A 6,680-nucleotide genomic window follows, 5' to 3' on the forward strand; every position below is an offset into this window, starting at 1 on the left:
TTATATTCCAACTAAAGACGCTTTGAAAGTTCCAAGCAAAAAATAAGAAAGGAGTTGGGAATGATTCTCAGCTTTTCCATATAATTAAAATCGGCTCTTTGTCAACTGTAGTGGGTGACGAAAAGCCTTTGTTTATTATATGATAAATAAAAGAGGGAAATGATGAAAAAGGTAAAATTTTTGCCAACTTTGAAAATTGCTTTTGAAATTCTTATTGTTGTGTGTGGATAAATTATGAATGACAGTGCATAATCAATCAAATTAAGGAGAAGAGAAATGACCATATTAAAAACTTTTAGTGATACGGTGAAACAATATCCTTCTAAAGTTGCTGTTATGTATAGCGGAGGAGAGTTTACTTTTCAAGAAGTAGATGTGATGTCTAATTTTATTGCTAAGCAGCTACTACTCAATAGCGATGAAGAGACTGTACCTTTTTATATAGAAAAAAATAAGTATGTTTTACCAGTTGTTTTGGGGATAATGAAATCGGGTAAAATTCCGTTACCTATAACAAATAGTCTTGAGGTCAAAATATCATTAGAACGTATTAGCGAAGTTGTCTTTGACGTGTTGATAAGTGATAGGGATGTTAAACTTGAAAATCATTCAGTAACTCTTTTGCTCTTACCCAAAAAATTAGAAAGTTACAGTGAGTATCAAGAAGTAGCTACAACTAAAGAGAATGAAATTGCACATATTATCTGTACTTCTGGAACTACTGGGGTTCCTAAAAAAGTATTTTTAACTGATGATAACATAGATTGGCTTGTAAAAGAATTTTATAAAATTGTGAAGTTTACTTCCGAATCAAAATTTTTATTTACAACTCCCTATACTTTTGATGTTTCATTAACAGAGATTTTGGCACCTGTATATACGGGTGGTACTTTGGTTTGTTACGATGGTGGGATTCAGAATATTATTCGACTAGGAGAAACAATTGAGAAAAAGAAGATAACTCATTTATCATTATCTCCGTCTTTTGCTGAAACTATTATTGATATTAGTGGGCCAGAAGTATTCCAGAATTTAAGAGCGTTGTGTCTAGCAGGTGAGACATTTCCTAGTTCATTAGCGAATAGGTTGAGAGGGCTTATTCAGCAAGGGTGTCGAGTATTTAATTTATATGGGCCTTCAGAAACAACAATTTATGCAACCTACTATGAGTTGAAAGATAGAAAATATAATACTGTTCCAATTGGTAAGCCTTTGCCTGGGGTTCAACTAAAGATAGCTTCTCAAAAAGAGAATTCTAAGATGGCAGAACTTCTAATTGGTGGTAATGGAGTAACGGAAGGGTATAGACTACAACCCGAATTAAATAAAGCTAAGTTTAAGTTGATAGGTTCAAATAGGTACTATGTAACGGGGGACTACGTTTATTACCAAGGAGATAACTTGGTATTTAGTTCAAGAATAGATAGCCAAGTCCAAGTAAATGGTATTCGTATTGAATTAGATGAGGTAAAATCTATTGTAGATAAACTTAAATCAGTTAAATCATCACGAGTTGTTTTTTATAAGAAGAAACTTGTCGTATTTTATGAAGCCGATTTGAATATTAAAGAAGATATTATTAGAAGTTTACCTAGTTACTTAAATCCGACGGTAGTTAAAGTTGAGAGTTATTATCTCAATCAGAATAGAAAGTTGGATGTTCCAAAAATGCTTGAGATATATTATTATAAAAAACAAAGTCAACAAGGAGATGATGTTAGAAAAAATATTTTAGATGTACTATCTAAATTTGAAAGAGTTGATATCACAGATTTGGATTCGTTAGAATTAGTTAGATTTTATTTAGAGATTGAGGATATCTTTGATATTGAAATTAAAGAAAATGATTTTTATAGGCTAAAGAGTGTAGATTCGATTGTGGACTATATTAGAAATAAATCATTTTTTCAAGAACGTTCAACTGAGCCAAACGATAGTTTTACTAAAGAACATGACTTGGTTAATTTAGAGTATAATCTCACAAAAATGAATTATCGTTATTTGAAAAATATTATTACTCCTAGCCCGACACAAAAGAGACTTTATAAAAACAATCAAAATCGTGTTATTGGTTTTAATTTAGCACTGGAAGAAGTGACTTATTTAGAATTGAATAAGCTGCACCATATTATTAAATATTTAAGCTATAAAATTGATATATTTAGACTTGTTGTCGAAAAGGAGCAAACTCGATTTAGCATAGGTATTGTGAATGAAGGAGATTACTCACCTAATATTATTGTACTAAATAATTTACCAACAGAGTTAGAATTACAAGGAATATTAGATAATATAGAAGTGATTCCTATTCCAATTATTGTGGTGGGAACAAGAGATAAAAAAGTAAGATTTTATTTTCCATATCATTCTATTGATGCATCATCATTAAATAAACTTGGAGATACAGTATATCAACTGTACGAAAAAAAGATAGTTATTGATGAAGTACCTAGTAGTTCACTGGTTGCTTTTTCGCAGTTTAAAAGGGAGGTGTTACAGAATGATGTCTCTGGGGATGTTCTTGCTAGATTGCCAAAGATAAAGCCTGCTATTGAGTTTGAGAAATTAAATGATGAAGTTCAATGTTTTCAAGTTTCTTTACCAGAAGATATTAAAGGAGACGATGTATATCTTTTTACAATTTATGCTATCTCACAGTGTATTTTAAGCGACTATAATCTGTCTGCTATATCTGGGGGTCTATCTTTGGATTTTAGAGATTATGAACAGTTTGATGCGTATGACTTAATAGGAGACATTCACAAGAAAATTCCATTCCAAGTAAATCGAACTGAAACTTTTGAGGAGTTTAAAAACTCTCATTTCAAAATTTTGGAGATCTATCGTACAGGTATTGATTACTATGAAATTGCAATGTTAGGAAATGATATGAGTGCTAAAGAAGTGCAAGAACGATTAAATAATCTGTCTCTATCAATAAATTTCATTGGCGAAGCATTTAGGTTAAAAGATACTATTAATAATATAATTGATGTTGATTTTGATAAAAATTTTATTAATGTATTTGTACATGAGCGATTTGCATACGCAGTTATAAAATCTGAGTTATTGAGTAATAGTGTTTATGACTTAATGCATAAAGATAGCAAATTCGAGCTAAAAGTAATTGATAAAAAACGACTGGAAAATGAGGAGACAAACCGATGAGTATTTATAAAGATATAGTAGAGGGGTACCAACTGAATAATATTCAGGAAAAGGATAAATTGAATAACGTTTTGGTACAGCTTAATGAAAAAGATGATCAAGAGATGATAAATAGAAAGAATTTCATTGGGCATTTTACAGCATCAGCATTTGTTATTTCAAAAGATAACAGGCGTTTATTGATGGTTCACCATAATATTTTAAAAAGATACCTACAGCCTGGGGGGCATATTGATAAAAATGATAGAAACCCGCTAGATGCAGCGAAACGTGAGCTGTTTGAGGAGACTGGGATAGATTCTGAAATATTGACGTATCAATGTGCAGAACCATTGAATAGCTTGATACCTTTTAATGTTTCTGTGCATAAGATACCAGAAAATAAATTGAAGAATGAGCGTTCCCACTACCATTATGACTTGCAATATTTATTTTATATTGAAAATGAGGTTGATGTGAAAATTGACAGCAACGAATCGAGTTCCTATGAGTGGATTCAGCTAGATAATGTAAAGGACATGGACGGCTATAAGGAAATCATTAAGAAGATTGAAAAACTTGAAGCAGCTTCTCAAGAACGTTTTTTATCTAATATGCTGAAAGGTGCATCGTTTGAAGACATATCATGTATTACTGTACAACATATTATTCCAAGTACAATACCGATTATCATGACATTGCAAAAAATATTTGGGCATCGTTTGTTAGTGTGTGCTAAACCAAACTCTGTTGATAAGATGGTATGGCACAAGCTAGAAAATATGGGGGTAAGATTAACATTAGCTTCAAGGGATGAATATTTTAATGTAGATTATCTGGGGATAAAGAGTAAAACAATTTTATTAGACATTGGTGGGTATTTTGCCTCAATTGCTCAGATTCCAAACTTACCTATCGAGTGTATCATTGAAGATACAGAAAATGGGATTCAAAAATATGAGAATGTTATTGATCAAATAGAATATCCGTTATTTTCTGTCGCTAGAAATCCCCTGAAGAAGAATGAGGATTACTTAGTTGGTGCGGATATTGTTTTTGGGACAGATTATATATTACATCAAAAAAATTTATTAATGCAATATATGCAAGTGGTTTGTATTGGATATGGGAAAATCGGTTACGGCATCTGTACCAAATTAAGAGAACTTGGTATTAGACCGAAGGTGCTGGAAAAAGATAGCATGAGAACTATTCAAGCGGTACGTGATGGTTGCGACATTTTGCTAGAAAAAGATTTCAAGAATATTGATTTGATTTTTTGTGCGACCGGTTCAAAAAGTCTAGATATTTTAGATTTTCGCTCTATCAAAGATGGAACCTTCCTAGTCTCTGCAACATCTAGTGATGATGAATTTAATTATAGCTATTTATTGGATGAATATGAAGAAATAGTCGAAACTTCATTAATCACTAGATATGAAAGTGAAGACAACTATTTCTATCTGTTAAATCAAGGAACACCAACTAATTTTGTAGTAAACTCCGCTTTGGGAAATTATATTTTATTAGTCCAGGCAGCCATTCTATATACAGCTAAGAAGTTTATTGAAGATAGAGAAATGGCTATAGCTAAGCAAGTAAACACTCTTTCGGATGAGGATAACTATAATATTGCGAAGCAATGGTTAGAAGAGTTCTGCTAATGAACAAATATCTGAGGAGTTTATTTTGAATAAAAAAGAACAACAAAATACATATTTACTTGTAGGGAGCCGTATTATTTCTCGTGTTGGAGATATTATGTTTGACTTTGCGAATAACACTTTTTTATCGAGTGTAAATGTTAAGTCACTTATGTTAGTTGGTATTTATCAGACATTAGAAAACATCATCAGTGTGATTTTTAATCTTTTTGGTGGTGTTCTGTCTGATAACTTTCAAAGAAAACGGATTATCATTTTAACAGATATTTTAAGCGGAGTATTGTGTCTTGCCTTATCTTTTATTTCTAATCAGCAGTGGTTGATTTATGCTGTGGTTATCACAAACATTATATTAGCTTTTTTCTCATCATTTTCAGGCCCTGCTTATAAGGCTTTTACTAAAGAAGTGGTGGAAGCAGATAATATTTCAAAACTAAACTCATTACTAGAATCGTTTATAACGGTACTTAAAGTCGTTGTTCCCCTGGTATCGGTATCTCTATACGGTTTACTAGGATTATATGGTATTTTACGTCTAGATGGGATAACATTTATTGCATCTGGGTTGCTTATTCTCTTTATTCGTCCCATACTTGAAGAAAGTACTGGGAAACAGGTGTTTTCATTATCGAAAATCTTTTCAGATCTTTTTGAAGGAGGAAGGTATCTAGCTAGTCAAAAGGAAATTTTGTACTTGGTTATTTTATCTGCGATTGTTAATTTCTTTTTAGCAGCTTATAATCTGTTGTTACCATATAGCAATCAGATGTTCCCAAGAGTTACCGTTGGCTTATACGGTGTTTTCCTAGGAGCAGAAGCAGTAGGTGGTCTTATTGGAGCGTCTTTAAGCAGTATTCTCAATAAAGTTTTGAAAATAAAAACAATGATTTTATATCTTGGAGTATCAGGTGTTTTTCTATCTTTGACACCTATGGTATACTGTGTTTTTCCAAGTGCTTATATGCTTGCGTTATATCCTGCTTTATTCAACTTGTTTTTGACTATGTTCAACTTACAGTTTTTTTCATATATCCAAAAGAATGTGGATAATGTCTTTCTTGGTAGAGTTTTTGGGATTATTTTTACTGTTGCAATTTTATTTATGCCCATTGGGACAATGACATTTACTTTTCTTTTAAGCCCTAAAAATATCTTTAATTTTGTTATCGTTGGTTTATCTATAGGAGGTATTTCGCTTCTCTTTTATAGGATTTTTAGCAAAAGATTGAGGTAAATTTTCAGAGTAATTTTAGCTCCGATGGCGTAGTAAAATTGCTTAGTAAAGTCACAATTTATATACTTGTTAGGGCAACCATTACACACATAAGGTAATCGTTTTAGAAGTGGGCGGGCCTCACATTTTGAGTGTTGATTGATTCCTTGATGGTAAGGTGTTTACATACTTTTTTAGAGACAGTAGATGGGTCGCCGATTAGTTTAGAAATAGCTCTAAATGTCTTGTTCGTTTCTCATAAAAGTCAGCGATATTGCAGGGATTGGTATGACTAGCTGAAGCGATGTTGTGAATGTACTTGAACAAGATTTTACTGGCATAGGGATTCCCTCGTTTAGTGATGTGTTCCTTAGCGAGAAAGTTCCCAGATTCATAGTGTCTCAGGTCAATGCCAATAAAATCGTTGATTTGATTGGTATACTGCGACGAATATCTCCCAATTCGCCAATGATAGATGTCGCTGTGGTTTCTGCGATGCCAGGAATTGACCGTAAGATGTCATACTCTGGTAAAGGCTGAGCTAGAGCTACCATGTCGTTTAAGACAACCCGTCTGCGTTCAGAAAGACGAAGCAATTCGGCTCTTTGTCAAACAATTGATATTTTTAGGTGATAGTATTTTCTTATCACTTTGAT

The 6,680-nt window shown here is 32.4% G+C and carries 3 protein-coding genes and 1 pseudogene; 3 read left to right on the forward strand and 1 reads right to left on the reverse strand.

From position 1 onward, the window contains the following. Positions 1-276: 276 nt before the first annotated feature. Genes ACTHW2_RS09450 through ACTHW2_RS09460 form a run of 3 tightly spaced genes read left to right on the forward strand, consistent with a single transcriptional unit; the run spans position 277 to position 6,045 of the window. Positions 277-3,168, forward strand: a complete 2,892-nt coding sequence (locus tag ACTHW2_RS09450; protein ID WP_011225461.1) for a non-ribosomal peptide synthetase — start codon at positions 277-279, stop codon at positions 3,166-3,168. Next, positions 3,165-4,811 carry an NUDIX domain-containing protein gene (locus ACTHW2_RS09455; protein ID WP_011225462.1) on the forward strand — a complete coding sequence of 549 codons (1,647 nt, stop codon included), beginning with the start codon at positions 3,165-3,167 and terminating at the stop codon, positions 4,809-4,811. Before ACTHW2_RS09450 ends, ACTHW2_RS09455 begins: the two co-directional genes overlap by 4 nt. A gap of 25 nt (positions 4,812-4,836) precedes the next feature. Beyond that, complete coding sequence (locus ACTHW2_RS09460; protein ID WP_442263690.1) at positions 4,837-6,045, forward strand: MFS transporter; 1,209 nt, start codon at positions 4,837-4,839, stop codon at positions 6,043-6,045. 222 nt (positions 6,046-6,267) lie between these two features. On the opposite strand, the pseudogene ACTHW2_RS09465 reads toward ACTHW2_RS09460, so the two are convergent. Further along, positions 6,268-6,623 (reverse strand): annotated as a pseudogene (locus tag ACTHW2_RS09465) (transposase); the annotation flags it as partial. Positions 6,624-6,680: the final 57 nt, after the last annotated feature.

The sequence above is a fragment of the Tissierella sp. genome (assembly GCF_052089545.1).
In the GTDB taxonomy this organism is placed as follows: Bacteria; Bacillota; Clostridia; order Tissierellales; family Tissierellaceae; genus Tissierella_A.